Below are 25,998 nucleotides of genomic sequence, written 5' to 3'. Positions count from 1 at the left end.
TCATCCCTCGAGTGAACAGATTCGCAAATGTGTCTACCATGTTCGGCCTGCCCACCGTGGCGCAACGCCTGTAGCAGAATGCACACGTCGCGGTTGCCTGCGCGGCGGAATGCGCGAAGGAGGACCCGAACCCGGTGACGACGACCACGCCCCCGCAAACGGTGCGCGACCGCCTGATCGACGCCGCGGAAGCCTGCTTGCGCGCCAAGGGAATTCGCGCCACCACGGTCTCCGAGGTCGCCGAGTCCGCCGGGGTCTCCCGCGGATGGCTGTACCGACACTTCCCGGACAAGGCGTCGCTGCTGGGCGCGGCGATCGTGCGCCTCGACGAGGCGTACTGGTCGGAGGCGCACGCGCTGCTCGAACCCATCGACGGGCTCGCCGCCCAGATCGTCGCCGGCATCCGGCACGGGCGTCGCGCCTACGACGACCCCGGCGCCCTGCTCATGAAGCTGCGGCTGGAGGAACCCGAGGAGTTCGCCGCCTGTGCCGGAGCCGGCGTCCAGGGTTTGGTGCCCGACCTGGCCGAATTCTGGAGCCGCTACCTGCTCGCCGCCCGCGACCGCGGCGAGATCCACTCGGCCACCGACATCCCCGAAGCCTCGGAATGGGTGGCGCGGTCGCTGATCTCACTGGCCACGGTGCCGGGCAACACGCTCGACCCCGGCGACCCGGTCGCGCTGCTGCGCCACGTCCGGCGCTATGTGATGCCGGGTCTCACGACGGCCCCCGTCGACTGACCGACAAGCGAAAAGGCCCCCACCCGCTGAGAGCGGTGGGGGCCTTCTCGTACGACGGGTCAGTCGTTGTCGGACCCGGGTGCGGTCTTGGAGACCTGCACCAGGAACTCGTAGTTCGTCTTGGTCTTGCGCAGCTGGCTCATCAGCAGATCGATGGCCTGATGGCTGTCGAGACCCGACAGCACGCGGCGCAGCTTGTGCACGATCGCGAACTCGTCGGGGCCGAGCAGCAGCTCGTCCTTGCGGGTGCCCGACGGGTTGACGTCCACGGCCGGGAACACCCGGCGCTCGGCGATCTTGCGATCGAGCTTGAGCTCGGCGTTACCCGTGCCCTTGAACTCCTCGAAGATGACGGTGTCACCGGTCGAGCCGGTCTCCACCATCGCGGTCGCGACGATGGTCAGCGAGCCGCCCTCCTCGATGTTGCGCGCGGCGCCGAGGAAGCGCTTCGGCGGGTACAGCGCGGTCGAGTCCACACCACCGGACAGGATGCGGCCCGACGCCGGGGAGGCGTTGTTGTAGGCGCGCCCGAGGCGGGTGATCGAGTCCAGCAGCACCACGACGTCCTTGCCCTGCTCCACCAGGCGCTTGGCGCGCTCGATGGCCAGTTCGGCGACGGTGGTGTGGTCGGACGGCGGCCGGTCGAAGGTGGAGGCGATGACCTCACCCTTGACCGAGCGCTGCATGTCGGTGACCTCTTCCGGACGCTCGTCGACGAGCACCACCATCAGGTGGCATTCCGGGTTGTTGCGGGTGATCGCGTTGGCGATGTCCTGCATGATCGTGGTCTTACCGGCCTTCGGCGGCGACACGATCAGCGCGCGCTGCCCCTTGCCGATCGGCATGATCAGGTCGATGACGCGGGTGGTCATCTTCTCCGGAGTGGTCTCCAGGCGCAGCCGCTGATTCGGGTAGAGCGGGGTGAGCTTGCCGAATTCGGGGCGCTTCCTGGCGTCTTCGACGGGGCCGCCGTTGACGCTGTCCAGCCGCACCAGCGGGTTGAACTTCTGGCGCGGGTTCTGCCCGCCGCCTTCGCCCTCCTTGGGCACCTTGACCGCCCCTGTGACGGCGTCACCGCGGCGCAGGCCGTTCTTGCGCACCATGTTCATCGACACGTAGACGTCGTTCGGCCCGGGCAGGTATCCCGAGGTCCGGACGAACGCGTAGTTGTCGAGCACGTCGAGGATGCCGGCGACCGGCTGGACGACGTCGTCCTCGCGGATCTCGGTTTCGCCACCGCCCCCGCCCTCGCCGCCGCGCTCACGGCGCCTGCGGTCGCGGAACCGGCGTCCGCGGCGCCCGCCGCGGCCTTCGCCGTCCTCGTCGTCGGAATTGTCCCGGTTGCGGTCGGAGTTCCGGTCGTTGTTCCGGTCGGCGTTGCGGTCGTTGTTGCCGCGGCCCTGCTGCTGGTCGTTGTCGGACCGGTCGTCGGACTTGCCGTCGGACTGGTCGCCCTTGGCTCGGCGCTGCTCGCCCCTGGGCTGGTCGCCCTTCGGCTGATCGCCCTTGGGCTGCTGCTCGGGCGCGGCCTGCTCAGCGGTCTTGTCCGCCTTCGGGCGCTCGGACTTGGCGCGCTCGGCCTTCGGCTCGGCCTTGGCCTCGGTCTTGCCGTCGTTCTTGGCCTCGGCGGGCTGTTCGGCGGCGGGCTGCTCGGCCGGCGCGGCGGCCTCCGCGGTCTCGGCCTTGGGCGCGGCGGAACCGGCCTGGCGCGATGCGGTGCGACGTTCGCGGCGCGGCGGTGTCTGCGGCGCCTCGGCGGTGTCGGCCTTGGAGTCGTCCTTGGAGTCGGCCTTGACGCCGCCGCCGTCGCCGCGGCGTTCGCGGATCGCGGCGATCAATTCGCTCTTGCGCATCCCGGAGGCGCCTTCTACGCCGATCTGGCGTGCCAGCACACGCAGTTCGGGGAGCACCATCGAGGTCAGGGAGGTGGCGCGGTCACCCGACGCCACATCGGCGCCCGGGGCGGTCTCCGCGGTCGTCGTGGTGACGGCCGGGGCCTCCGACGCCGTAGAAGAGTCTGCGGTCACGACGCTCGGCGAATCTGTTCGCTGCGCGCTGTCGGCCGTGAAGAGGTCCGTATCGGTCACGGAATTCCTTTCTTTCCCTCGCTGATTGCGTTTGCGCGAGGGCTCAAAATGTCCTCGGCGTTCAGGCGATTCGCCGAACGCGAAGGTTCCACCGTCGGCTGTGCAACGGTGATCGCCGGGATCCGCCGCCACTGGGCGAACCGTCGGTCCACGAGTGAAACACGGGAAAGATGAGGGTCGTCCTAGTGTCGGCGCAGGCAGAGACGCTGCGATTGCTGGACGAAAGCGAGAATAACCCGCTTACGTGCTGGAAGCAAGAAACCCCCGCAACTCGCGTGACGCGTGTCAAACCTCAGCGGTGCGCCGGGACACCGCTTGACCAGCGCACACCGTCCCCTACCGCCATCTCGGCGATCGTGAACCCGTGGGCGGCGCCGAACTCGACCGCCTCGGCGGGCAGGTCCGGACCGGTGCTGAGTGCGAGCACCGCAGGTCCGGCACCGGACAACACCGCTGCCACACCACAACCACGCAGCACCCGGAGAAATTCCGCCGAGGCCGGCATCGCCGCCGCCCGCTGCGGTTGGTGCAGCACATCCTCGGTGGCGGCCATCAACAGATCGGGCCGCTCGGTGAGCGCCACGACGAGCAGCGCGGCCCGGCTCAGGTTGAACCGCGCGTCGGTGTGGCTGACCTGCTCGGGCAGCAGCACCCGGGTCTCGGCCGTCGATGACCGCACCTGGGGGACGGCCGGGAAGAGGTGGATATCGGGGTGCAGCCGCAACGGCGCCGCCGAGTAGCGGGCCTGGGCGCCGGATCCCTCGGTCCAGGTGACCACCGCGCCGCCGAGTACGGCCGCGGCGGCGTTGTCCGGGTGACCTTCGAACGCCGAGGAGATCTGGACCAGCTGCTCGACGGTCATCGGAGGCGAATCAGTCTGCGCCACAAGGCCGTTGGCGGCAGCAAGGCCACCGACGACGGCGGCCGCCGAGGAGCCGAGGCCGCGGGAGTGCGGGATGTCGTTGCGGCACCGGACCACCATCCCGGGGGCGGTGCATCCGGTCGCCCGCAGACCCGCCTCGATCGCCCGCACCACCAGGTGTGAGGAGTCCAGGGCGACCTGACCGGCCCCCTCCCCCTCCACGGTGACGGTCAGGCCGGATTCGACTGTCTCCACGACGATCTCGTCGTAGAGGCTCAGTGCCAGGCCGAGGCTGTCGAAACCGGGTCCGAGGTTGGCGCTGGAGGCCGCGACGGTGGCCGTCGCCGTCAGCCCCGCGGGAAGCGTCTGTGTCACCGACACGCCCCGTCAGACCAGACCGAGCTCGGCCGCCACCGCCACTGGGTCCACCGCCAGCGGCGTGACGGTGGGCATGCCCTTGAGCGCGGTGTCGGGGTCCTTGAGGCCGTTACCGGTGACGGTGCACACCACGGTCGAACCCTTGGCGACCCAGCCGTCCTCGATGGACTTGAGCAGACCGGCGATGCTGGCCGCCGACGCCGGTTCCACGAACACGCCCTCGGCGCGGGCCACCAGGTGGTAAGCGGCCAGGATCTCCTCGTCGGTGGCGGCCAGGAACCGGCCGTCGGACTGCTGTTGGGCCTCCACGGCCGACGACCACGACGCGGGTGCGCCGATGCGAATCGCGGTCGCGATCGTCTCGGGGTTCTTGACGGGTTCACCGCTGACCAGCGGAGCGGCACCCGCGGCCTGGGTCCCGAGCATGCGCGGCAGGCGGTCGGACAGCCCGTCGCGGTGGTACTCGGTGTAACCCTTCCAGTACGCGGTGATGTTGCCCGCGTTGCCCACCGGCAGGGCGTGCACGTCGGGAGCGGTGCCGAGCGCGTCGACGATCTCGAATGCGGCGGTCTTCTGCCCCTCGATGCGGTACGGGTTCACCGAGTTGACCAGCGCGACGGTGGTGAAGTCGGCGGTCAGCTTCCGGGCCAGTTCCAGGCAGTCGTCGAAGTTGCCGTCGATCTGGATGATCTTGGCGCCGTGCATGACCGCCTGGGCGAGCTTGCCCATCGCGATCTTGCCCTGCGGGATCAGCACCGCGCAGGTGATGCCGGCCCGCGCCGCGTACGCCGCCGCCGAGGCCGAGGTGTTGCCGGTCGACGCGCACAGCACCGCCTGCTTACCGCTGGCCGCCGATTCGGTGACGGCCACGGTCATGCCGCGGTCCTTGAACGATCCGGTCGGGTTGAGGCCCTCGACCTTGAGATGCACTGTGCAGCCGGTCAACTCACTGAGCCGCTTTGCGTGGATGAGCGGGGTACCGCCCTCGAGCAGGGTGACGGGCGTCCAGTCGGCGCCGACGGGCAACCGGTCGCGGTAGGCCTCGATCAGACCCGGCCAGGGCCGGTGCACCGCGTTGACGGGCGTGCTCATTCGTTCGTTCCTTCCATGCGCAGCACGCTGTTCACGCTCTGCACGGCGTCGAGATCGGCCAGGGCCGAGACGGTTTCGGAGAGTGCGGCATCGGTCGCACGGTGGGTGACCACGACGATGCGCGCGCCGCAGGGCTGGCCGCCCTCGTCGACGACGCCCTCCTGGCGCACCTCGGCGATACTGACCTCACGCTTGGCGAATTCCGCTGCGACCGAGGACAACACACCGGGGCGATCGGCGACGTTCATGTTGACGTAGTAGCGCGTCGGGATGACCCCGATCGGCGAAACCGGCAGCTTGGCGTACTTCGACTCGCGCGGCCCGCGGCCACCCTGGACCCGGTTACGCGCGGCCATCACGAGGTCCCCCATCACCGCGGACGCGGTCGGCGCACCGCCTGCGCCCTGCCCGTAGAACATCAACCGGCCCGCGGCCTCCGCCTCGACGACCACCGCGTTGAAGGCGCCGTTGACCGCCGCCAGCGGGTGGTCCAGCGGGACCAACGCCGGGTAGACGCGCGCCGACACGGTCTGCTGCGCGCCGTCGGCGGTGAGTCGTTCGCAGATCGCCAGCAGTTTGATCGTGCAACCCAGCGCGCGGGCGGATTGGAAATCCTCGGCGGAGACGCGGGTGATGCCCTCGCGGTGGACGTCGTCGGCGGTGACCCGGGTGTGGAAGGCGATGGAGGCCAGGATGGCGGCCTTGGCTGCGGCGTCGTACCCCTCGACATCGGCGGTCGGATCGGCCTCGGCGTATCCGAGCGCGCTGGCGTCGGCCAGGGCGTCGGCGTAGTCGGCACCGGTGTCGTTCATCGCCGAGAGGATGTAATTCGTTGTGCCGTTGACGATTCCGGCGACCTTGAGCACGGAGTCGCCGGCCAGCGACTGGGTCAGCGGGCGGATCACCGGGATCGCACCCGCCACCGCGGCCTCGAAGTACAGGTCGACGCGGGCGGATTCGGCGGCCTGGGCCAGTTCACCGGCGGACTGGGCCATCAGCGCCTTGTTCGCGGTGACCACCGACTTGCCCTGCTCGAGTGCGGAGAGGATGGCCTTGCGCGCCGGTTCGACCGGGCCCATCACCTCGACGACGATGTCGACGTCCTCACGCGACACCAGTTCCTCGATGTTGTCGGTGAGCAGATCGGCGGGCACACCGCGGTCGTCGGCCACCCGGCGCACACCCACCCCGCGCAGCACCAGCGGGGCGCCGACGCGTGCGGCGAGGTCGGCTGCGCTCTGCTCGATGATGCGGACGACTTCGCCGCCCACATTGCCCAGGCCCAGAACCGCTACGCCTACCGGCTTCTCGTTACTCATCACCACTCACTTCCAGACTCAACAGATCGTCGACCGTCTCGCGGCGCAGGATCAGGCGCGCGTGCCCGTCGCGCACCGCCACCACCGCGGGACGGCCGATCAGGTTGTAACGGCTCGACATCGAATAGCAGTACGCACCGGTCGCGGCCACACCGAGCAGATCCCCCGGCGTCACGTCGCCGGAGATCCAGGTGTCGCGCACGACGATGTCGCCGCTCTCGCAATGCTTTCCGACGACCCGGCTCAGCGCGGGGTCGGCGTCGCTGGTGCGCGAGATCAACCGGACGTCGTATTCGGCGCCGTACAGCGAGGTGCGGATGTTGTCGCTCATGCCACCGTCGACGCTGACGTAGCGGCGATGCCGGTCGGCGGCGATGGCCACGTCCTTGACGGTGCCCACCTCGTAGAGCGTGATCGTGCCCGGCCCGGCGATCGCGCGGCCCGGTTCGACCACGAGTTTCGGGGCGGGCAGACCCGCGGCGGCGGACTCCTCGCGCACGATCGCGGTCAGCTTGGCGGCGAGGTCGGCCACCGGCGGCGGATCGTCCTGCGGCAGATAGGAGATGCCGAGACCGCCACCGAGGTCGACGGTGTCCATCTGCGCGGTCTTGTCGACGCCGAACTCGGCGACCACGTCGCGCAGCAGGCCGATCACGCGGTGGGCGGCGATCTCGAACCCCGCCACGTCGAAGATCTGGGAGCCGATGTGGCTGTGCAGGCCCACCAACCGCAGGTGGTCGGTCTCGAACACCCGCCGCACCGCGGCCAGGGCGGCGCCGCTGGCCAGCGACAGTCCGAACTTCTGGTCCTCGTGGGCGGTCGAGATGAACTCGTGGGTATGGGCTTCCACGCCGACGGTGACGCGGATCAGCACGTCTTGCACGGTGCCCGCCGCGGCGGCGATCTTGTCCAGCCGGTCGATCTCCATCATCGAGTCGACGACGACGTGCCCGACGCCCGACTCGACGGCCTGCGTCAGCTCGACATGCGATTTGTTGTTGCCGTGCAACGCGATCCGCCCCGCGGGGAAACCGGCGCGCAGCGCGACGGCGAGTTCGCCGCCGCTGGCGACGTCGAGGGCGAGCCCCTCCTCGTCGATCCAGCGCGCCACCTCGGTGCACAGGAAGGCCTTTGCGGCGTAACGCACGTACTCGCCGCCCCCGAAGGCCGCGGAGATCTCGCGGCAGCGTGACCGGAAGTCGTCCTCGTCGACGATGAAGACCGGGGTGCCGAATTCGGCGGCGATGTCGGTGACCGCGACACCGGCGATCGACACCACCCCGTCGTCACCGCGAACCGCGTTGCGAGGCCACACATTCGGGGCGATCTGCAGCACCTCGGCCGGGGAGCCCGGACGCGGCGGGGCGCCACCGTGGTGGATCTCTTCGGCGTGCCGGGGTCCGGCGGGATGGGCGTTCACATCCGCTCCGGTGCGCTCACGCCGAGGATCGCCAGCCCGTTCGCAACGACCTGCCGGGTCGCCTGACACAGTGCGAGCCGGGCCCGGTGCAGATCCGCGGGTTCCTCGTCACCCTGGGGCAGCACCCGGCAGGAGTCGTAGAACCGGTGGTAGTCGCCCGCGAGATCCTCGAGGTAGCGGCAGACCCGGTGCGGTTCGCGCAGCGCGGCCGCGGTCTGCAGCACCCGGGGAAACTCGCCGAGGTTGCGGATCAGCGTGCCCTCTTTGTCGTGGGTGAGCAGATCGAGATGCCCGGTGTCGGCGACGACGCCGAGATCTGCGGCGTTACGGGCCAGTGCCGACATCCGCGCGTGCGCGTATTGCACGTAGTAGACCGGGTTCTCGTTGGAGGCCGACGACCACAACTCGAGGTCGATGTCGATCGGGCTGTCCACCGACGAGCGGATCAGCACGTAGCGGGCGGCGTCGACGCCGATGGCCTCGACGAGGTCGTCGAGGGTGATGACGGTGCCCGCCCGCTTGCTCATCCGGACCGGCTGGCCGTCGCGCACGAGGTTGACCATCTGGCCGATCAGGACCTCGACGGTGTCCGGATCGTCGCCGAGCGCGGCCGCGGCGGCCTTGAGCCGCGCGATGTAGCCGTGGTGGTCGGCGCCGAGCATGTAGATGCACAGGTCGAAACCGCGCTGCCGCTTGTCCAGGAAGTAGGCCAGATCGCCGGCGATGTAGGCGGGGTTGCCGTCGCTCTTGATGACGACACGGTCCTTGTCGTCACCGAAGTCGGTGGTGCGCAGCCAGGTGGCGCCGTCCTTCTCGTAGATCGCGCCGTTGTCGCGCAGCTTCGCGATCGCCTCGTCGACGCGCCCGCTGGTGTGCATCGAGTCTTCGTGGGTGAAAACGTCGAAGTCGGTGCCGAATTCGTGCAGCGAGAGCTTGATGTGGTCGAACATCAGGTCGACGCCGATGGCCCGGAACGCCTCCCGCATCTGGTCCTCGGGCAGCTCGAGAGCACCGGGATCCTTGGCGAGCACCTGGGCGGCGATGTCGCCGATGTAGGTGCCCGCGTAACCGTCCTCGGGGGTGGGCTCGCCCTTGGCGGCGGCGATCAGCGAGTTGACGAACCGGTCGATCTGGGAGCCGTGGTCGTTGAAGTAGTACTCCCGGGTGACGGCCGCCCCCTGGGTGGCGAGCAGCCGGCCCAGCGCATCGCCGACGGCGGCCCAGCGGGTGCCGCCGATGTGGATGGGTCCGGTCGGGTTGGCCGAGACGAATTCGAGGTTGACGCTGCGGTCGGCCAGATCCGCGGAGTGCCCGTAGCCCGTGCCCGCGGTGATGATGTCTCCGACGATCACGTTCTGCGCCGACGCCTCGATGCGCAGGTTCACAAAGCCCGGTCCGGCCACCTCGGCCGAGGCGATGCCGGTGGCCGCGGTCAGGGCCTCGGCGAGCCAGCCCGCGAGTTCCCGGGGGTTCGCGCCGACCTTCTTGCCGAGCTGCAGCGCCACGTTGGTGGCGTAGTCGCCGTGCTCGGGGTTGCGGGGACGCTCGACCGTGACACTCGCGGGCAGGGCGGCGGTGTCGAGGCCGCGCTCGGTCAACACAGCGGTCGCGGTGGTCCTGAGCAGCTCGGCGAGGTCGGCGGGTGTCACGGGGGTCCATCCTATGGTCTGGGGTGGTCAACGCCCGAATCCGTATCCGTCGCCGGGATGCGTTACGCTGTGCACGCCCAACGGCGCAGTTCTTCAACGAAAGCGCCCCCGTAGCTCAGGGGATAGAGCGTCTGCCTCCGGAGCAGAAGGCCGCAGGTTCGAATCCTGCCGGGGGCACCCACTTCCTCACTCCCGGTTAACTGGGGCACTTCTCCAGCCGGTTTTGACGACCGCCCCCGAGTCCCGCGCATTCGATGTGATCAGGGTGTAGAAGTGATCAGGTGAATCCTGATCAGGGGGCGCTGGGAGATCAGCAGGTTCGCTCGACCACTCCGTCCGCCGCATTCGTCGTCGGCTGTTTCCTGGCCATTCTGGTGGTCGGCTGGCTGTCGCTGGTCACCCAGCCGACCGCGCTCGCCTCGACGGCGTGGTGGCCGGCCGCTGGAATCGCGCTCGGATTGGGCATCCGCTTCCCGCGTCGACACGTATGGGCGCTGGCCGGCGCGGTGGCGACCATCACCTTTCCGCTGCTGCTGTGGGCGGGGCGGCCGACTCCACTGGCGGTCGCGCTTGCGCTGACCGTAGGCCTCGAGATGATCGTCGGCACTCTGATCCTCAGAGGCCGGGACGACCGCCTCCCGACGTTGTCCGCACCGCGGGACCTCGGCCGCCTGCTCGTGGCTGTGGTCTCGGCCGCGGTCGTCTACGACCTCGTCGGGTCGGGCCTGACGTTGTTGGTCGCGGATTCCGCGGAAGCTTGGGAGCGCCTGGTGACGTCGGCGCCCAAGCACGCCGCCGGGATGATGCTGCTGGTTCCGCTGTTCATGCACCTGCCGAAACGCCCGCGGCAGGCGGGCCTGTGCGAGACGGTCGCCCAGGTCGTCATCGCGCTCGGGCTCATCACGTTCGTGTTCGCGTTCAACCCGGGGATGCCGCTGTCGTTCCTGCCGTTCATGCCGCTGGTGTGGGTGGCCATGCGGCTGACCACCCGACAACTGGTTCTCCTCATGCTGGTGATCGCCGTGATCGCCTCGGCGGGCAGCGCCAACAACACCGGACCGTTCGCCTTCGGTCTCCTCGCGCCGGACACCGGCAACGTCGTTCTCCAGGTCTTCGAGCTGTCGATGGTGCTGGTCTTCCTCTCGCTCTCACTCGCCGTGGGGCAGGAGCGGGCGACCGCCGAGCGCCTCAACGAGAGCGAGGAGCTGTTCCGCCGGATCTTCGACACCTCCGTCGCCGGGATGCTGATCGCCGAACGGGGCGCGGCGTCGTGGAGGGTCTTGCGCGCCAACGACTCTGCGGTCGCGATCATTCCCGGACTGGCCGACGCCTCGCCTGATCTCGCCGCCTTGCTCGGCACGGAGGCGATCACCGCGCTGTCCGCCGAGGCGGATGCCCTCACCGAAGGCAACGCGCGTCTGACACTGACCACCGACGCCGACCGGATCCTCAACGTCAGCATCTCCCCCATCAGCGACGAGAGCGGAACCAGGACGCTTGCGCTGCAGTTCTACGACATCACCGAGGCGATGCGCGCACGTCGCCTCGAAGAACAGGAACTCGAACGCGCCGCGGAGGTGCAGCGCGCCCTGCTCCCCGGTACGTTGCCGCACACCCCCGGATGGAGTTCGGGCGCGGCCTCGGTGCCCGCCAGACAGGTCGGCGGCGACTTCTACGACATCCGGGTGCAGGCCCCGCACGCGGTGCTCAGCCTCGGTGACGTCATGGGCAAGGGCGTGGGCGCCGGGATGCTCGCCGCGGCGACCAGAGCGGCGCTGCGCTCCAACGATCCCCAGCTCAGCCCATCGGCCGCCGTGAGCCGCGTCGCGGGCGTCGTCGACCATGACCTGCAGCGGACCAGCGCGTTCATCACGTTGACCTACGTGCTCGTCGACCTCGTCACCGGTGACTTCCGGTTCACCGACGCCGGCCACGGCTTGCACTTCATCGTCCGCACCGGGTCCGGGCGCGTGGAACGAGCAGCGTCCAGCGGTCTGCCCGTCGGGCTCGACAGCGGGTGGGGTGAGGAGCGCGGAGAGCTCCGGCCCGGGGACGCGATCCTTCTGGTCAGCGACGGGGTGATGGAGTTGTGGGGCGGATCCGTCGAACAGTTGTCGGAGGCGGTGACGCAGTGCGCGCGGCGATACGGCAACAGCGCACAGGCTTTCGTCGACGCGCTCTGCGCCCGCGCGAACGGTGATCTCGATCGCGATGACGTGACGGCCGTCGTGTTGCGGCGTGAACCCGCCGAGGCGACGGCGGGCTGACCCTCACTCGTCGGGTTCGTCGATCAGCTGAGGTGGTTGCGGGCCGAGTTCGTACACATTGCCCGGGGTGGCCACCTCGGTGACCACGTAGGCCAGTTGTCCCGCCGAATGCGGTTCGGGCACATCGGAATTCACGAACACCACCAGCGTCGCGTCGCGTTCGGGCAGATACACCGCCACCGTCGCGTAGCCGGGGATGTCGCCGTTGTGACCGCGCCACCCCTGGACGGTGAAGATCGCGAAGTCGTAGCGGACGCGCGGCACGACCTCCGACCCGCCGCTCACCCGCGCGGCCTGCGTCTCGGGCCGCAACAGCGTCCCCTGCCCCAGCGCCCGCGCCCAGATCCGCATGTCCGAGGCGTTCGACACGATCTTGCCCGCGGCATCGGCCCACGACGGATTCCACAGCGTGGTGTCGAGGATCCGCCCGTCGGGCGCCTTGTTGTAGCCGTGCGGGTAGGGCGCCGGCAGCAGGCCGTTGACCGGGTAGCTGGTCTGGGTCAGGCCGAGCGGACCGAACACGTGCTGCTGCAGGTAGCCGCCCAGCGGTATCCCGGTGACCTTCTCGACCACCATCCCGAGCAGCACCGTGTTGGTGTTCGAGTACTCGTAGTCGGTGTCCGGCGGGAAGTTCCGCGGCTGGGTGAACGCGGCGTCGACGAGTTCGCGCGGCGTGGCGGTGAACGCGTCCGGCCCGGTCGGCGCCTCGCGGTAGACGCGGTCGATGAAAGCGTCGGTCTCGGTGTAGTCGGGCAGTCCGCTGCGCATCCGGCCCAGCAGGTCGAGGGTGATCACGTCGCCCGACGGCACGCCCTCGACGTACCGGGAGATCGGATCGCTCAGCCGGATCCGGCCCTGATCGACCAGCTGCAGGATCGCCGTGCCCGTGAACGTCTTGGTGACGCTGCCGATGCGGGTGTGGTCGTCGACCAGCATCGGCGCACCGGTCGCGGTGTCGCCGACGCCGAACGCCTTCACGTAGTCGATCTCTCCGGGTATCGACAGGCTGACGATCGCGCCGGGGACGCCCATCTGGGCCAGCCGCGCCTCGATCGCCCGGTCGAGTGCGGCGGTGAGATCCGGTGCCTGCGCCATCACCGGCGGCGCGGCGACGAAGGCGGTTGTTGCCAGCGTCAGCGCCGCCAGCCGTCGACGAACTCGCATGTGGCGAGAGCCTATCCAGCTAACGCAACAAATGAGTCCGATATCGCACCGCAGCCTCACACCCCACGTCCGCAACGCTCGAAGGTCCTTGACGCTGAATTTGCTGGCCTCCATGACCAGAGCTTCTGTCTGCAACGATCGGAGGGCACCCGAAAGGGAGGCGTTTGCCGCAAGTCGAAGTTCGCCTCGAAGTCGATGGTTGAGCACATTTGCGCAGATCGCCAGGGGGCTCCCGGGGCAGGGCGAACGCCGTCGTATCGGGGGTCCGGAGGAAGTAAGCGGCAGCGCGATTTGCGCATTAGGGATACGATCTAAGCGATTTCCTACTGAGGGGTTGATTGTGGATATCAAACGAGTACTCGCCGGGGCATCGATCGTCGGTGTCGTCGGCCTGCCGGCATGGTTCCTGGGCGTGGGGGTCGCCGCAGCCGAACCTGTCGCGAATCCGGAGTGCGCCGACCCGGCCGCCTGTGAGCGGGCGCCGGAGGAGAAGCCTGCGGAGAAGAAGAACACGGCCAACAAGGCGCCGATCCAGATTCCCGAGGCCTGGTCCCGTGAGGTGGCCAAGAACGTCGCGAACCTGCCGTCGCCCGTCGAGGCCAACGCCAGCGTCCCGGTCTCGGTCGGCCTTCCGGACTTCGTGCTCCCCGACGTGGTGCCCGACATCAGCGTGCCGTTCATCCTGAACCCGCCCGCGGTCAACGTGCCCGGCGTCGGCATGCCCAGCGTGAACCTGCCCGCCCCGAAGCTCGGGCCGCCGAACAACCCGCTGAACCTGGGTCCGCCCAACAATCCGTTGAAGCTGCCGAAGATCGGATTCTGATCCGGCGCTGAACCAGACGATCGTGGCCGCCTCGCATCACGCGAGGCGGCCACTGTCGTGTCTGCGGTCAGTACTCGTCGTGCAGGCGCATCCACTCATACGGCGGGCGCTGCGGCCAGCCGTCGGGTGAGTCCTCCCACGTCTCCTGACGGCCGTAGGGGGTGAGGTCGAGCAGGTCGAAGACGAGCATGAACGGCTCCTCACCGCGGCGGTAGGTGGACCACGTATGGAACACACGATCGCCGTGCCGCAGGAAGACGCTGATGCCGTGGCGTTCCTCGCCGTCCACGGTGACGCCGTAGTCCTCGTTGAACGTCGACGCGCCGGAGGACACCCACGGCAGGTCCCAGCCCATGCGGTCGCGGAAGGCCAGCAGCTTGCCGACCGGCGCGCGTGACACCAGCACCAGCGACGTGTCCTTGGCGTGCAGGTGCGACAGCGGGCCGAGGTGGTCGGCCATCATCGAGCAGCCTTCGCAGCCCTGCTCCCAGTCCGGGCCGAACATGAAGTGCTGCACGATCAGCTGCCGCCTGCCGTCGAACAGGTCGACCAGTGCCAACGGGCCGCTCTCGGTGTCGAACACGTACGGTTCGGTCACCTCGACCATGGGCAGGCGGCGTCGCGCCGCGCTCACCTCATCCTTGAGCCGGGTCAGTTCCTTCTCCCGCAACAGCAGTTCGGCGCGCGCCCGCTCCCACTCGTCGCGGGAGACGATCGGCGGGAGCGGGTCGGTGGCCACCGCTACCCCCGGTCCCGCACCACGTCGGCGACGCGTTTGAGCTGATCCGAATCCGCGCTCGTCGGAATCAGGTGCACCTCGTCGGTGCCGATCCGCTCGAACCGGTCGAGCAGTGCCAGCAGATCGTCCTCGGTGCCCGCGAAACCGGTCGTCGGCGCCATCGCGTCGACGAACTCACCCGGTATCCAGTTCATGTAGCGCCGCAGGTGGCGGTGCACCTGGACGCGCGCCTCCTCCGGTTCCCCGAGGGCGAACCAGAACGACGTCGCCAGATGCGGTTCCGGTTTCCCGGCCTCGGCCCACGCGGTGCGCGCGACATCGAACAGCTCGTCCTGTTTGACCGGGTCGAGATCGAGGATCGTGCCCGCCATCCCGTCGGCCCAGGCTGCCGCGCTGCGCACGGTCTTCGGTCCGATCGTGCCGACCAGCAGCGGCGGGCCGCCCGGCTGCACCGGGGGCGGGCCGACCGGCAGCACCGAATCGGTGACCTTCTCCCCCGCCCACACCCGCTTCATCACCGCGACACGGTCGGCCATCTGGCGCATCGTCTGGGTGGCCGGATCGGCGCCGACGGCCGCGTAGTCCTCGTGCCTGCCGCCGACCCCGATCCCCACCGTCAAGCGGCCATCGCTGACCAGATCGCCGGTCGCGAGCGCCTTGGCCAGCAGCACCGGATCGTGCAGCTGCGGCACGATCACCGTCGTCACCAACCGGACCCGTTCGGTCCACGCCGCCACCGCCCCCAGCAGCGTCAAGCTGTCGGGATTGTCGAAAGCGATCCGCTCACCCCAGCACAGGGCCGAGAACGGGCCCTCGTCGACCGCCCGTGCCCAGTCGCGCAGCGTCGCGCGATCCAGATCGGGTTCCATCACGGGCAGCGTCATTCCGATGCGCACACCCGCGATTCTGGCATCCGGGGGTTAACCCCCGGCCGACTCGGCGGAAAACGCTGTGTCGCACCGCACGCGCACTCCATAAGTTGGAGGCATGGTCGCCATCTCCGCAAGCCCCCCGCACGCGCCGGACGCACCCGCGCAGGCCCCACGCCGCACCGCAGGCCTCGTCGCGACCGCGTCCATGGTCGTCGGCGCCGCCCTCGGCGCGGTGTGGTTCTGGATTCCGCTCGGACTCTTCGTCATCGGTGTGTCCTCGATCCCTTCGGTGATCGGATTCCTCTTGGCTGCAGTGGTTTTCGTGTACCTCGTGCGCGGTATCGACCGGGTGGAGCGGGTGCGCAGCGAAGCGGTGTTCGGGCTGGGCATCGGTCAGCCGTTCCGCCGTCCCACGCCCTACACCGGATTCCAGGGCTGGGCGCACCAGCTGTGGCTCGACGTCAGCAGCGCCCGCTTCTGGAAGATCCTGGCCCACCACTACCTACGTTTGACCTACGACATCCTCGCCACCGCGCTGGCGTTCGCACTCCTGGCCTTCGGGTTCCTGGCGCCCGCCGCCGCGCATGCGATCGACGCCAGCGACGACGCCGCGGGCCTGGCGTTCCTCCCGCCCGCCCTCGCGTGGCCGCTGGCCGTCGTGGCGGTCGCGGCGTCGATCGCGATCCTGGTCTTCGCACCCCGGATCGACGCGGTCATCGACCGCTGGCTACTCACCCCGTCCCCCACGGCCGCACTGAAATACGAGGTCAGCGCGCTCAGCGACGCCAGGGCCGGCGCGGTGTCGTCGGCGCAGACCGAACGTCACCGCATCGAACGCGACCTGCACGACACCGTCCAGCCGCGGCTGGTGTCCCTGGCGATGGCGATCGGCCTGGCGCAGACCAAACTCGACACCGATCTGCCCGCGGCCCGGCAGCTGATCGCCGAGGCGCACGACGAAGCGAAGAACGCACTGGTCGAACTGCGCAACGTGGTGCGCGGTATCGCGCCGACGATCCTCGCCGACCGCGGACTCGACGCCGCCCTTTCGGCGGTCGTGCAGCGTGCCGAGAACTCCGGTGTGCCAACGACACTCGACCTGCACCTGCCGCGCCGGCTACCCGACGAGGTGGAGTCCGTCGCCTACTTCGTGGTGGCCGAGGCGCTGACCAACATCGCCAAACACGCCGGGGCCACCCAGGCGGTGATCACGGTGCGACTCGACGAGCAGTCCGACACCCTGCACGTCTCGGTCTTCGACGACGGCCGCGGCGGTGCGTCGATCACCGACGACGAGAACGCCACCGGCCTGCGGGGGCTCGACGAACGGGTGCGCGCGGCGCGCGGCACGTTCAGTGTCTCCAGCCCCGCCACCGGCCCCACCATCGTCACGGCGGTGCTGCCATGCGGATCGTGATCGCCGAGGATTCCGCCCTGCTGCGCGCCGGAATCGAACGCATCCTCGCCGACGCGGGCCACGAGGTGGTCGCCGGTGTCCCCGACGCCACCAACCTGCTGCGCCTGGTCAACGACACCCGTCCGGACCTCGCGATCCTCGACGTGCGGATGCCGCCCACCTTCACCGACGAGGGCATCCGCGCCGCCGCGCTGCTGCGCACCCAGAATCCGGAGTCGCCGGTGCTCGTCCTGTCACACTACGTCGAACAACGTTATGCGGCCGAGTTGATCGCTTCGGACACAAAGGGTTTCGGCTACCTGCTGAAAGACCGCGTCGCCGACGTACCCGCCTTCCTCGACGCCGTCGAGGTGGTCGGCAACGGCGGCACCGTGCTCGACCCGGAAGTCGTGTCCCAGATCCTGGTGCGCAGCCACCGTCGCGCGGTCCTCGACCAGCTGACCCCGCGGGAGCACGAGGTGCTGCAACTCATGGCCGAAGGCAAGACGAACTCGGGCATCGCCGGCCACATGCACATCTCGGTCGGGTCGGCCGAGAAACACATCGCCTCGATCTTCACCAAGCTCGGCCTCGCCCCCGACGACGCCGAGAACCGCCGGGTGCTGGCCGTCCTGCGGTACCTCGAATCATGAACGCGCGGAAGGAATCCCCGATGACAATCATGGCGCCCCCACCTCCCGCCCCGGTCGGTGAGCCGCCCGCCCTGTCTGCCGGCGGACGCACCGCGATCCGGGGTGTCCTGGTCGCCGTGGCCGCCGTGCTGGTGGTCGGCAGTGTCGCGGCGCTCGCGGTGACCGCGTGGGGGCTGAGCACCGTGCGGGTCCTCAGCGACAGCCAGACGCTGCCTGCGACGATGCGGTCGCTGGTCGTCGACACCGCCGACATCCCGGTCGCGATCCGGATATCGGCCGACCCGAACGCCCGCGAGGCGCGGGCGAGCCTGCGTCTGGTCAACACCTCCGGCGGCGGGGATCACCGGCTCGCCACCACCACCGCAGGACCCGAGACCCGGATCGTCCTCGAGGGGCAGCCGTCGCCCACCTTCGGGTGGGCCCGCGGCGGTGAGATCACCGTGACGCTGCCGCCCGAGCAGGCGCGCCGCCTCAGCGTCCGCACCCAGCAGCAGACCGGCGTCGTACTGGCGCAGGCCGACGTCGACGAGTTGATCGCCCACACCACCGACGGCGCGGTGATCCTCAGCGGATCCGCTCGCCGGGTGGAGGTGCAGACCGTCGACGGGGAGGTCACCGCGCGGGACCCCATCTCGGTGCGGGAACGGTTCGCCGCCACCACATCCGAGGGTGACATCGCCGTCGACTTCCGCGACGCCGCCCCCGAGACCGTCGAGGCGGTCACCCGCAGCGGCGACATCGCACTCGGGCTGCCCCAGGGCGGGCCCTACCTCATCCGCGCGCAGTCCGGGGACTACACCCGGGTGCGGGTACCGGAGACCTCGAACCCGGCCCAGGCGGCCGGCGAGATCACCGCACGTTCGGACAACGGGAGTGTGGTGATCGAGGAGAGCGACGGCGGCTGGCGCCGTTCGCGGTAGCGATCCTGCCAATCGCGGGTCAATCGCTGCCAACGGAAATCATCGGCACGACGTGCCGGTTCTACCAGTCAGGAAACAACGAAAACGTCCGAACCGCGACGACCGCCACGGCTCGAACACCAAGCCAGAGAAGTGAGAAAGATGACGAAGTTCGCAGCCACCACCCTGTTCGCCGGCGCCGCCACCACCGCCCTGCTGGGCCTGGCCGCCCCCGCCCAGGCCGCCCCGGCCGGACCCGGTAACGCCGAGAACGCCATCGCGCAACTCGACGACCGCGGCTACGCGGTGCGGGTCAACCACCAGGGCATGGTCAAGCCGCTCGACCAGTCCAGCATCGTCTCGGTCCGGTACGACAACGACGACCGCGTCGTCTACGTCACCGTCCGCTGACCCCGGAACCCCCCGAGGGGCCACCCGTTGAGGGTGGCCCCTTTTTCGTGCCGTCGACTCTTGCCGCCGCGGAACCGTGACTGCTTCACTGAGGTGGCCATGGCCATCACGTTCAACCACACGATCGTCGGCGCGAAGGACCGTCGGGAGTCCGCCGACTTCTTCACCGAGGTGTTCGGTCTGCCCCCGGCCCGCGAGGTCGGGCCGTTCCTCGCGGTGCAGCTCGACCATGGCGTCACACTCGACTACATGCAGGTGGCACCCGAGGTGACCGTGCAGCGCCAGCACTACGCCTTCCTGGTGTCCGAAGACGAGTTCGACGCGATCTACGGCCGCATCCGGGTGCGGGGTCTGCGGCACTGGGCCGATCCGCTGGGCCGTCGGCCCGGGGAGATCAACCACGACGACGGCGGCCGCGGCGTGTACTTCCCCGACCCGTCGGGACACCAGCTCGAGATCATCACCCGCCCCTACGGGTCCGGCGGCTAGGACACCTTCTCGTAGGGCACCGGATCGGGCGCCTCCTCGGTGCCTGGCGTGACCGTGCCGCCGATGGGGCACCGCGCGGTCTCGGGCACCTTCAGCAGCGCGATCGCCCCGATCACGCACGCGCCCATCATGTAGTAGGCGGGGAACAGCATGTCGCCGGTGCTCGAGGTCAGCCAGTCGTTGACGGCCGGGGCGGTGCCGCCGAACAGCGACGTCGACACGTTGTAGGCGATCGCGAACCCGGCATAGCGCACGTGGGTGGGGAACATCGCCGGGAAGGTCGCCGAGATCGTCGCCAGCTGAGGCACATACAGCAGTCCGAGCACCGCGAACCCGATCACCGCGCCCGCCATGTTGGTGCCCATCAGCAGGAACATCGGCACCCCTGCCACGAACAGACCGATCAGCGAGAACCACCACATCGGTTTGCGTCCCACCCGGTCGCTGAGCAGCCCCGCGAACGGGACGAACACCATCATCGACAACATCCCGATCACGGGCACGATCAGCGATTGATCCGCGCTCAACCCGATCTGCGTCTCCAGATACGTGGGCATGTAGGTCAGCAGCGTGTAGTTCACCACGTTCAGCGCGACGACCAGACCGCCGAGCTGCAGGATCGGCCGCCAGTAACGCGCGAGCAGGTCGCGGAACTGGGTCGAGGTCTCCTGCTCGGTGGCGCCCTCCTCCTCCAGCTCCCGGAACACGGGCGTGTCCTCGAGCCGGCTCCGCAGGTACAGCCCGATCAGGCCGAGCGGTGCGGCGACCAGGAACGGCAACCGCCAACCCCAGCTGTGCATCTGGTCGTCGGTCAGCACCAGCGAGCAGCCGAGCATGAGCAGGGCGCCGCACGAGAATCCACCGAGGGTCCCGAACTCCAGGAAACTGCCGAGCAGACCGCGGCGACGGCTCGGGGCGTACTCGGCCATGAACGTCGCGGCGCCGCCGTACTCACCGCCGGTCGAGAAGCCCTGGACCATGCGCAGGAGCACCAGCAGGAACGGTGCCCACATCCCGATCGTGGCGTAGCTGGGAACCAGGCCGACGCAGAACGTCGCACCGGCCATCAGGACGATCGTGATGGCCAGCACCCGCTTGCGGCCGAGCCGGTCGCCGAGCGGGCCCCAGACGAATCCGCCGAGCGGGCGGACCAGGAACGAGACCGCGAACGTCATCAGCGCCAGCAGCGTCGCGTTGGCCGCGTCGCCGGGGAAGATCGCCGCGGAGATGTAGCTCACGCCGTAGGCGTAGATGCCGTAGTCGAACCACTCGGTGGCGTTGCCGATGGCCGAGGCGGTGATCGCCTTCTTCAGAACCGCCGGGCTGGCTTCCCGTTCGGGGGCGGGTTGTCGAGCTTCTTCGGAGTTCAACTGATTCCTCCTCGTAGTCGCCGCCCGACGTTACCGCTCCGGCTGTTCCCCACTCGGGGGGCCCGAAACGTCACCGGTGTCCTCGTCGGTGGTACCGGCGGACTCCGGTTCGAGCGCGACGCTCAACGAACGACGGTGCGGGGTGCGCCCCTGCTGCTGATCGGCCGAGGGCCGCAGGGCAACCACATTGCCCACCGCGCGGCGAAGTCCGGGCGGCCCTTCCACCCGCAGGAAAGCACCGAGACGGCCCGCGCGGTAACGCAGCGGCGAGCCGAGCAGCTCACCCATCACCACACCCGCGCCGATCGCCAGCGCGATCGCGGCCGCGCCCAGAGCCTGCGCGATCCCGGCGGGAACGTTCTTGTCGACGGCGAACAGGAACACCGCGCGGAAGACTGCCAGACCGGGCAGCATCGGGGTGATGCCCGCGGTCGCGGTGACCAGGGCAGGCGCCTGCCTACGAATCGAGATCAGCGTGGCGAGCAAACCGACCCCGACCGCGGCGGTGCCGGTGGCGACGACACCGCCCACCCCACCGGCAGCCAGGCCGATGATCAGCAGTTCGGCCGATGCCGCGGCGACCGCCGCGGTCAGCACCGAACGCCACCGGGCATAGCTGGCGATGGTCAGACAGGCCCCGGCCAGGCCCGCCCCCAGCACCGCGAGCGCGATCGTGACCGGTCGGTTCGGCATCACGAACGACTCGGTGGCGTCGACGTGGAGCTCGATCTGGATACCGGCCAGGGCTGCCACCTGGAGAGCGGCCACGATGCCGACGACGATGCCCAGGGTGAGGAACAGCACGTCCCCGAGCCGCGCGACGGCGGTGACCATGTACCCGGTCAGCGCGTCCTGCACGGAGCCGACGAGGGTCATCCCGGCCAACAGCATCACGATCCCGGTGGCGACCAGCGCGGTCGGTCCGAGACCGAAGTACAGATAGGCCCCGACCGCGATCATCGTCGCGATGAAGGCGCCGGCGACCTGCTGGAAGAAGAACGGGGTGCCTCTCCGGTTGAGGATCCGGCCGACGCGATCGATCAGCGCCGATGACACGGCGGCGATGATCCACGTCAGCCAGCTGCCGCCGAGCAGCATCGCGATGCCGAGCGCGAAGCCGGCCCAGCCGGCGGTGGCCACCCAGCGGGGGTACGGGTGCGGCCGCTCGCTCAGCTCGTCCATCGCGTCGTGGGCTTCGTCGACGGACACGCCGCCCGAGGTGATGCGCCGCACCAGTTCGTCGAGTTCGGCCAGCCGCGAGTAGTCGGTCGACCGCGCGTGCACCGCCCGCACGATGGTGACGGGTGGGCTGTCGGCGGTCGGCAGCGCCGAGACGAAGATCGTGGTGACGAAGACGTCGACGACGCAGTCGGTGAGCTGATAGGCCTGCGCGACGTCCTGTGCGGTGGCGACGACGTCGGCGGTGCCCGACCCGGAGGACAGCATCACCTCGGCGAGGCGGATCGTCAGGTCGAGGACCTTGCGGGTGTGCCGGTCGTCGAGCCCACCGGAGACACGCCTGCGCTGCCCGGCTCCCGACGGGGGGTCGCGGCGGCCGCGCAGGTACAAATTCAGGGCACGGCGGCGCCGGGCCGTGCCGTCGGAGCGTTCAGCGGTCACCGTGACTCCACGCGGGTGCGGTGACCTCGCTTGCGCTCCTGCTCGAGGTAGTCACCGGCCATCGACGCCACGTGCTGGGGAAGCGCACCCGCGGCCACGTCGGCCAGGCTGGTCTGTTCGAGCACCGAGCGCATGCTGGCCCGCAGCGCGCGCCACACGTCGGTCAGGGCGGCGGTCGGACCGGCGTACGGCAGGTCACCGAGCCCGATGTCGCGGACACTGGCCAGCGGCCCGTCGATGCACCGCAGGACGTCGGCGATGCTGATGTCGGCCGCGGGACGCGCCAGTTCGTAGCCGCCGTCGCGGCCGCGCTGGCTGCGCACCAGGCGGTCAGTGCGCAGGTCGGACAGGATGTCGACGAGGAACTGCGCCGGAATGCCTTGCGCCTTAGCCAGATCGTCGGTCTTGACGAGCACACCGTCGTCGACCGTGGCCAGTTGCACCATGGCCCGGACGGCGTACTCCGCCTTGGCCGACATCCGCATGATGGCCAGGCTAGTCGGACGACGATCAAGCGGCGACGGAGGAGCCGCGTTGAGGAGTCCGACAATCCAGCTTCAGTCGGGGATGTCCTGCGCGCTGGGGACCACCACCGCGAACAGATCGGCCAACGCGGCGAGGCTCGCCGTCTGCAGCGCCGCCGCGGGCACGGTGTCGTCGCTGCCCAGCCCGGGCAGCGCGCGCGTCGCGGTCGCGGCGGCGACGACGGTCGGCGCGTAGCCGAGGTTGAACGCGCCGCGCGCGGTCGAGTTCACGCACATGTGCGTCATGAAGCCGGCCAGCACCAGATTCGAGGCGCCGACGACCTTGAGCTGGTCGTCGAGGTCGGTCTGGACGAACGAGTTCGGATAGTTCTTGACGATGACGGGCTCACCCTCGCGCGGGGCGACCAGCGGCACGATCGCACCGCTCTCCCCCTCGATGTCGTAGAGCGAATCCGGGCCGTCGGAGTGCTGGATGTGGATGACCGGGATGCCCGCGGTGCGGGCCCGGTCGAGCAGCGAGGCCGCCTCCTCGAGCGCGGCCTGCACGCCTTCGAGTTCCATCACGCCGCGGGTGTAGGTGTTCTGGCAGTCGATGAGCACCAGCGTCGACTGGGACAGGTTGACCGGCTGCTGCGGCAGGTCGGCCAGGACACGCAGAGTTGGATTCGCCACGAGTGTGAGCCTACTCAGCGGGTCACCGCGAGTACCGCCTCGGCCAGTTCCGGCCGGCACACCACCAGATCGGGCAGCCTCGGGTCCTCGCGGTTGTAGACCAGCGGGGAGCCGTCGATGCGTGAGGTGTGCAAGCCGGCGACGCGTGCGACGGCCACCGGTGCGGCCGAGTCCCACTCGTACTGCCCGCCTGCGTGCACGTACACATCCGACAAGCCCTGCATGACGGATGCGACTTTCGCTCCCGCGGAACCCATTTCGACCAGCGTGCCGCCGAGGGCGTCGCGCACCGCGAGCGCGATCGCCGGCGGCCTGGTGCGCGACACCACGATCCGCGGCGGCCCGTCGTGCGGGCGGGGCAGCGCCACCTCGGGGGTGGCGAGCGTGGTGTTCTGCGCGGGCAGGGCGACGGCGCCGGCGACCAGTTCACCGGACTGCCACAGCGCCACGTGCACCGCCCAGTCCTCGCGGCCGAGTTCGGAGAACTCGCGGGTGCCGTCGAGCGGGTCGACGATCCACACCCGCTCAGACCGCAGCCGGACGGGGTCGTCGGCGCCCTCTTCGGACAGCACGGCGTCGCCGGGGCGCTGCTCGGTGAGCTCGGCCATCAAGAAGTCGTGGGACCGCTTGTCGCCCGCGGCTTTTCGTTCCTCGACGGTCGCGCCGGCGAACTCCGCGCGCACGTCGAGCAGCAGATCACCGGCGCGGGTGGCCAACCGGGCGGCCAGTTCGTGGTCGTTCACCGGGCGCCGTCGAGCATGTCGATGACCTGCTGAGCCAGTGCGTCGACGTCTCGATCGGGCGTGAGCCGCAGGTCCGGGTTCTTCGGCCGCTGGTACGGGCTGTCGATACCGGTGAAGTGGGTGATCTCCCCCGCGCGGGCCTTGGCGTAGAGGCCCTTGGGATCCCGCCGTTCGCAGTCCTCCAGCGGGGTGTCGCAGAACACCTCGAAGAAGTCGTAGCCCTGGTCGGTGTGCACGGCGCGAGCCAGTTCGCGGTGTTCGACCAGCGGGCTGATCGCAGGCACCAGCACGGTCATCCCGGAATCGGCCATCAGCGTCGCGATGTGGGCCAGGCGCCGCAGGTTCTCGGCCCGGTCGGCCATCGAGAAGCCGAGGTCGGCGTTGAGCCCGTGCCGCAGGTTGTCCCCGTCGAGAACGTATGCCGGACAACCGCGTTCGAGCAGCTTCTGTTCGACGCGCATCGCCACCGACGACTTGCCCGACCCGGACAGGCCGGTGAACCACACGGTGCGGCCCTTCGACAGGCGGTCCTGGGCGCTGACCAGCGACTGATGGCGCACCGTGTTCGGGGTGGCGCTGCGGTTGGCCACCGGCGTGGTGTCGCGGACCATGCCCGCGGCGACGGTGCCGTTGGTGTCGGGGTCGATGAGGATGAACGACCCGGTCGCGGCGTTGCGCGAGTACTCGTCGAGCAGCAGCGGCTGCTGGGTGCGCAGCGTGACGCGCCCGAGCTCGTTGAGTTTGAGCGCGGTGGCCGACTTGTCGCGGTGCAGCGTGTTGACGTCGAGGCGGTAGTCCAGCGCCGCCACCCGCACGCGGGTCACCCGGGTGGTGTGCTTGATGAGGTACTCGCGGCCGGGTTCGAGCGCACTGGCGTCGGCCATCCAGCACACCGTCGCGTCGAACTCGTTGCTCACGTGCGGCTGGTTGCTCACCCGGGCGATCACATCGCCGCGGGAGATGTCGATGTCGTCGGCGAGGCTGACCGACACCGCCATCGGCGGGAACGCCTCGGTGACCGGACCGGTCGGCGAGTCGATCGCGGTGATGCTGCTGGTCTTGCCGCTGGGCAGCACGACGATCTCGTCCCCGACCCGCATCACGCCACTGGCGACGGTACCGGCGTAGCTGCGGTGGTCGGCGTGGTCGCGGGTCTGCGGCCGGATCACGTACTGCACCGGGAACCGGACGTCGGTCAGGTTGCGGTCACCGGCGATGTAGACCTCTTCGAGGTGGCTCAGGAGCGCGGGTCCGTCGTACCACGGGGTCTTGTCGGATTTCGTGACGACGTTGTCGCCCTGCAGCGCCGACATCGGGATCGTGGTGACGTCGTGGATGTCCAGGCGTGCGGCGAACGCGTGGAACTCGTCGCGAATGTCGTTGAACTTCTCCTGATTCCAGTCGATCAGGTCCATCTTGTTGACCGCCAGCACGATGTGCTGGACACCGAGCAACGACGCCAGGAACGCGTGGCGCCGGGACTGTTCGAGCAATCCGTGGCGGGCGTCGACGAGCACGATCGCCAGCTGTGCGGTCGACGTGCCGGTCACCATGTTGCGGGTGTACTGGATGTGGCCCGGGGTGTCGGCGATGATGAATTTCCGCTTTGCCGTGGCGAAGTAGCGGTAGGCGACGTCGATCGTGATGCCCTGTTCGCGCTCGGAGCGCAGCCCGTCGGTGACCAGGGCGAGGTCGGTGTAGTCGTTCCCGCGTTCCTTGGAGGTGCGCTCGACGGCGGCAAGCTGATCCTCCATCACGGCCTTGCTGTCGTACAGCAGCCGGCCGATCAGGGTGGACTTGCCGTCGTCGACCGATCCGGCGGTGGCGATGCGCAGAAGCGTCGTCATG

At 69.4% G+C, this 25,998-nt stretch carries 23 protein-coding genes and 1 tRNA gene; 9 read left to right on the top strand and 15 right to left on the bottom strand.

What is annotated here, in order from left to right; all coding sequences use genetic code 11:
• Window positions 1-134: 134 nt before the first annotated feature.
• Window positions 135-740 (top strand): TetR/AcrR family transcriptional regulator, encoded by a 606-nt coding sequence (locus tag AU194_RS14765; RefSeq protein ID WP_059090004.1) that lies wholly within the window; start codon window positions 135-137, stop codon window positions 738-740.
• Between the two features lie 59 nt (window positions 741-799).
• Here AU194_RS14765 and rho read toward each other — a convergent pair whose 3' ends face one another.
• The 6 genes from rho to argS form a co-directional block, all read right to left on the bottom strand.
• Complete coding sequence (gene rho / locus AU194_RS14760) at window positions 800-2,827, bottom strand: transcription termination factor Rho (RefSeq protein ID WP_059090003.1); 2,028 nt, start codon at window positions 2,825-2,827, stop codon at window positions 800-802.
• 292 nt (window positions 2,828-3,119) lie between these two features.
• Window positions 3,120-4,064, bottom strand: coding sequence for a homoserine kinase (gene thrB / locus AU194_RS14755; RefSeq protein WP_059090029.1), 945 nt, complete (start codon window positions 4,062-4,064; stop codon window positions 3,120-3,122).
• 12 nt (window positions 4,065-4,076) lie between these two features.
• On the bottom strand, window positions 4,077-5,159 hold the full coding sequence (thrC, locus tag AU194_RS14750; RefSeq protein ID WP_059090002.1) for a threonine synthase: 1,083 nt from the start codon (window positions 5,157-5,159) through the stop codon (window positions 4,077-4,079).
• Window positions 5,156-6,478, bottom strand: coding sequence for a homoserine dehydrogenase (locus tag AU194_RS14745; RefSeq protein ID WP_059090001.1), 1,323 nt, complete (start codon window positions 6,476-6,478; stop codon window positions 5,156-5,158). Before AU194_RS14745 ends, thrC begins: the two co-directional genes overlap by 4 nt.
• A complete protein-coding gene (gene lysA, locus AU194_RS14740) occupies window positions 6,471-7,859 on the bottom strand; it encodes a diaminopimelate decarboxylase (protein ID WP_197417629.1) in 1,389 nt (462 codons plus the stop codon). The genes AU194_RS14745 and lysA overlap by 8 nt, the downstream gene beginning before the upstream one ends.
• 35 nt (window positions 7,860-7,894) lie before the next feature.
• Window positions 7,895-9,547, bottom strand: coding sequence for an arginine--tRNA ligase (argS, locus tag AU194_RS14735; protein ID WP_059089999.1), 1,653 nt, complete (start codon window positions 9,545-9,547; stop codon window positions 7,895-7,897).
• A 104-nt stretch (window positions 9,548-9,651) separates the two neighbouring features.
• Here argS and AU194_RS14730 point away from each other — a divergent pair.
• Together AU194_RS14730 and AU194_RS14725 are read left to right on the top strand one after the other, a co-directional pair.
• Window positions 9,652-9,724, top strand: a tRNA-Arg gene (locus tag AU194_RS14730).
• Between the two features lie 104 nt (window positions 9,725-9,828).
• Window positions 9,829-11,814: a SpoIIE family protein phosphatase gene (locus AU194_RS14725; protein ID WP_059089998.1), complete on the top strand. Its 1,986-nt coding sequence runs from the start codon at window positions 9,829-9,831 to the stop codon at window positions 11,812-11,814.
• Between the two features lie 3 nt (window positions 11,815-11,817).
• Here AU194_RS14725 and AU194_RS14720 read toward each other — a convergent pair whose 3' ends face one another.
• Window positions 11,818-12,978 (bottom strand): serine hydrolase, encoded by a 1,161-nt coding sequence (locus AU194_RS14720; protein ID WP_059089997.1) that lies wholly within the window; start codon window positions 12,976-12,978, stop codon window positions 11,818-11,820.
• A gap of 340 nt (window positions 12,979-13,318) precedes the next feature.
• Between AU194_RS14720 and AU194_RS14715 the strand changes: the two genes are divergently transcribed.
• Complete coding sequence (locus tag AU194_RS14715; RefSeq protein ID WP_059089996.1) at window positions 13,319-13,801, top strand: hypothetical protein; 483 nt, start codon at window positions 13,319-13,321, stop codon at window positions 13,799-13,801.
• 67 nt (window positions 13,802-13,868) lie between these two features.
• Here AU194_RS14715 and AU194_RS14710 read toward each other — a convergent pair whose 3' ends face one another.
• Both AU194_RS14710 and AU194_RS14705 read right to left on the bottom strand, forming a co-directional pair.
• A complete protein-coding gene (locus AU194_RS14710) occupies window positions 13,869-14,540 on the bottom strand; it encodes a DUF899 domain-containing protein (RefSeq protein ID WP_059089995.1) in 672 nt (223 codons plus the stop codon).
• Window positions 14,541-14,542: 2 nt separating this feature from the next.
• A complete protein-coding gene (locus AU194_RS14705; RefSeq protein ID WP_059090028.1) occupies window positions 14,543-15,424 on the bottom strand; it encodes an LLM class flavin-dependent oxidoreductase in 882 nt (293 codons plus the stop codon).
• A 103-nt stretch (window positions 15,425-15,527) separates the two neighbouring features.
• Here AU194_RS14705 and AU194_RS14700 point away from each other — a divergent pair, with 103 nt between their 5' ends.
• The 5 genes from AU194_RS14700 to AU194_RS14680 all read left to right on the top strand — a co-directional run bounded on the left by AU194_RS14700 (window position 15,528) and on the right by AU194_RS14680 (window position 19,260).
• Entirely contained in the window at window positions 15,528-16,829 is a 1,302-nt protein-coding gene (locus AU194_RS14700) for a sensor histidine kinase (protein ID WP_059089994.1), read from the top strand.
• On the top strand, window positions 16,817-17,461 hold the full coding sequence (locus tag AU194_RS14695; RefSeq protein ID WP_059089993.1) for a response regulator transcription factor: 645 nt from the start codon (window positions 16,817-16,819) through the stop codon (window positions 17,459-17,461). The genes AU194_RS14700 and AU194_RS14695 overlap by 13 nt, the downstream gene beginning before the upstream one ends.
• A gap of 20 nt (window positions 17,462-17,481) precedes the next feature.
• A complete protein-coding gene (locus AU194_RS14690) occupies window positions 17,482-18,381 on the top strand; it encodes a DUF4097 family beta strand repeat-containing protein (RefSeq protein WP_059090027.1) in 900 nt (299 codons plus the stop codon).
• A gap of 141 nt (window positions 18,382-18,522) precedes the next feature.
• A complete protein-coding gene (locus AU194_RS14685) occupies window positions 18,523-18,771 on the top strand; it encodes a hypothetical protein (RefSeq protein WP_059089992.1) in 249 nt (82 codons plus the stop codon).
• A gap of 99 nt (window positions 18,772-18,870) precedes the next feature.
• Entirely contained in the window at window positions 18,871-19,260 is a 390-nt protein-coding gene (locus AU194_RS14680) for a VOC family protein (RefSeq protein ID WP_059090026.1), read from the top strand.
• Here AU194_RS14680 and AU194_RS14675 read toward each other — a convergent pair.
• From AU194_RS14675 to cysN, 6 genes are all read right to left on the bottom strand, one after another.
• Complete coding sequence (locus AU194_RS14675; RefSeq protein WP_059089991.1) at window positions 19,257-20,630, bottom strand: MFS transporter; 1,374 nt, start codon at window positions 20,628-20,630, stop codon at window positions 19,257-19,259. The genes AU194_RS14680 and AU194_RS14675 overlap by 4 nt on opposite strands.
• Before the next feature lie 30 nt (window positions 20,631-20,660).
• Window positions 20,661-22,250, bottom strand: a complete 1,590-nt coding sequence (locus AU194_RS14670; protein ID WP_059089990.1) for a threonine/serine exporter ThrE family protein — start codon at window positions 22,248-22,250, stop codon at window positions 20,661-20,663.
• Window positions 22,247-22,735: an RrF2 family transcriptional regulator gene (locus tag AU194_RS14665; protein WP_059089989.1), complete on the bottom strand. Its 489-nt coding sequence runs from the start codon at window positions 22,733-22,735 to the stop codon at window positions 22,247-22,249. The genes AU194_RS14670 and AU194_RS14665 overlap by 4 nt, the downstream gene beginning before the upstream one ends.
• A 72-nt stretch (window positions 22,736-22,807) precedes the next feature.
• Complete coding sequence (locus AU194_RS14660) at window positions 22,808-23,407, bottom strand: cysteine hydrolase family protein (protein ID WP_059089988.1); 600 nt, start codon at window positions 23,405-23,407, stop codon at window positions 22,808-22,810.
• A 14-nt stretch (window positions 23,408-23,421) separates the two neighbouring features.
• Window positions 23,422-24,150 carry a 3'(2'),5'-bisphosphate nucleotidase CysQ gene (locus AU194_RS14655; RefSeq protein WP_059089987.1) on the bottom strand — a complete coding sequence of 243 codons (729 nt, stop codon included), beginning with the start codon at window positions 24,148-24,150 and terminating at the stop codon, window positions 23,422-23,424.
• Window positions 24,147-25,997, bottom strand: coding sequence for a sulfate adenylyltransferase subunit CysN (gene cysN / locus AU194_RS14650; RefSeq protein WP_059089986.1), 1,851 nt, complete (start codon window positions 25,995-25,997; stop codon window positions 24,147-24,149). The genes AU194_RS14655 and cysN overlap by 4 nt, the downstream gene beginning before the upstream one ends.
• Between the last annotated feature and the right edge of the window lies 1 nt (window position 25,998).

Origin of the sequence: Mycobacterium sp. GA-2829 (genome assembly GCF_001499965.1) — a bacterium.
Lineage (GTDB): Bacteria > Actinomycetota > Actinomycetes > Mycobacteriales > Mycobacteriaceae > Mycobacterium.
The sequence above is the reverse complement of the archived record's forward strand: the minus strand, read 5'-3'. Positions and strand labels throughout refer to the sequence as shown.